The organism is Mesorhizobium sp. M2A.F.Ca.ET.042.01.1.1, from assembly GCF_003997405.1.
GTDB lineage: Bacteria > Pseudomonadota > Alphaproteobacteria > Rhizobiales > Rhizobiaceae > Mesorhizobium.
The window spans coordinates 1-1,708 of sequence record NZ_RZRX01000518.1 but is presented as its reverse complement, the minus strand read 5'-3'; the positions used below and the strand labels follow the sequence as shown (position 1 = coordinate 1,708).

Genomic DNA, 1,708 nt, shown 5'->3' with positions numbered 1-1,708 from the left:
GGCCAACCAGGTCTACAGCGGCACCTTCTACGACATATTCGGTGCGCTGCTTTCCACGATCGTACTTTTGGCCGCCATCATCTTTTCGGCGCTTGCCATAGCAGCAATCATCGCGGCCAAGATCATGCTGTTCATCACTTTGGCGCTGGCGCCGGTCTGGATTGTCCTTTGGCTCTTCCGGTGGTCAAGCCGGATGAGCGAGGGCTTCATTTCCCTGACCACCTATCTGATCATCCAACAAATCCTCATATACGGCTTCCTGGGTTTCTATTTTTCGCTCGTAAATCTTGCCTTGAACACTGCCACGTCGGGAGGCGCCAGCATCGACAACAAGATGTCGATGGTCCTGCCGCTCGTCCTGGTCACAATCATCGGCATCTATGTGCTCATGCAAATCCCGGCGATCGCCTCGATCCTGAACGGCGGCGGGTATCTCAGCACTGTCGGCGCATACCGTTCCTATGGGAATGTGCCCGGCAATGTTGCCCGCTATTCCGGCGCGCGGTTTGTCGCGAACCGTTGGCAGCGGCTCCGAACCTCCCGCAGTAGCGAGGCGGCTCGATCATCCATTCAGCAGGCAGCGCGCGATAACGCGAGACCATTGGCATAGACCGCAGGCACTGAGACGTGCGGCTTTATGGCTGCAGTGGGAGTTTGGACATGAGGCTGAAGTAAAGTGACAAAAATGCAGTCAAGCATCCCCCCAGAGCCCGGCAAACTCGTCGACGAGCGCTACTATCAGGCCGGCGCGACATGGGAGGACGACACCCACCGGTCTCTGAGACGTTCGCGCACGCTGGCTTGGCTTGTGAGTGGCGTCGCCGGTGTCGTTGCGGGCCTGTCACTGCTGACGCTCGTGCTCATCCTTCCGCTCAAGCAATTCGAGCCCTATGTGATCGAGGTCGATAAGACGACGGGATATCTCGAAGTCGCGCGCGCGCTGAAACCCGGCGACCTGTCGCAGAATGAGGCGGTCACGGCCGCCAATCTCGTCCGCTATATCCGCGCCCGCGAGACCTATGACGCGCGCGAGATCAAGCAGAACTACGATCTGGCGCAGCTTTATTCGACGGGAACGGCGTCCAGGGATTTGACTTGGGGCTACACGCCGTCCAACGCGCAGTCGCTCGACAAAATCTACGGGCGTAACGTCACCATTTCCGTCGACGTCAAGTCGGTGTCACTGCTCAACAGCACGACGGCGTCGGTGCGGTTTTCGACCACGACGCGTCGCGAGAATTCTTCCACGACCGACAATTGGGTGGCTGTGGTCAAGTTCCGTTACACGAAGACGCCGATCAAGAACGAATGGCGCTTCGACAATCCGCTTGGCTTCCAGGTGATCGAATACCGTCGCGATCAGGAGTCCGCGCCAACGGCCGGGAGCGCGCAATGAAGGGACACATCGGCGCCGCCCTGTCGCTGCTGGTATTGCTTGGCTCGGCCAGCTCAGCCGCCGCGCGCGACTATCGTATCCGCTACGTGCCTTTCGACAACGACGATGTGACGACGGTCAACGCCGCGCTCGGCGTCTCCACGATGATCGAGCTCAGCCCGTCCGAAGTCATCGAGACCGTTTCGGCCGGCGACACGAAAGGCTGGTCGATCGTGCCCAAGCGCGGCTCGCGCTTTCTTTTCATCAAGCCGCTCGAACGGGACGCCTGGACGAACGTCAACGTCGTTACCGACCGGCGGGTCTATTCGCTGC

3 protein-coding genes are annotated in these 1,708 nt (G+C 59.8%); all 3 read left to right on the top strand.

Translation table 11 applies throughout. The features are described from left to right. Positions 1 to 610, top strand: a 610-nt coding sequence (locus tag EOA23_RS34430; protein ID WP_145966599.1) for a type IV secretion system protein, incomplete at its 5' end; no start/stop codon positions are given. Between the two features lie 75 nt (positions 611 to 685). After that, positions 686 to 1,396: a type IV secretion system protein gene (locus tag EOA23_RS34425; RefSeq protein WP_127307291.1), complete on the top strand. Its 711-nt coding sequence runs from the start codon at positions 686 to 688 to the stop codon at positions 1,394 to 1,396. Next, positions 1,393 to 1,708: TrbG/VirB9 family P-type conjugative transfer protein (locus EOA23_RS34420; protein WP_189341827.1), on the top strand; the 316-nt coding region annotated here is incomplete at its 3' end. The genes EOA23_RS34425 and EOA23_RS34420, both read left to right, overlap by 4 nt.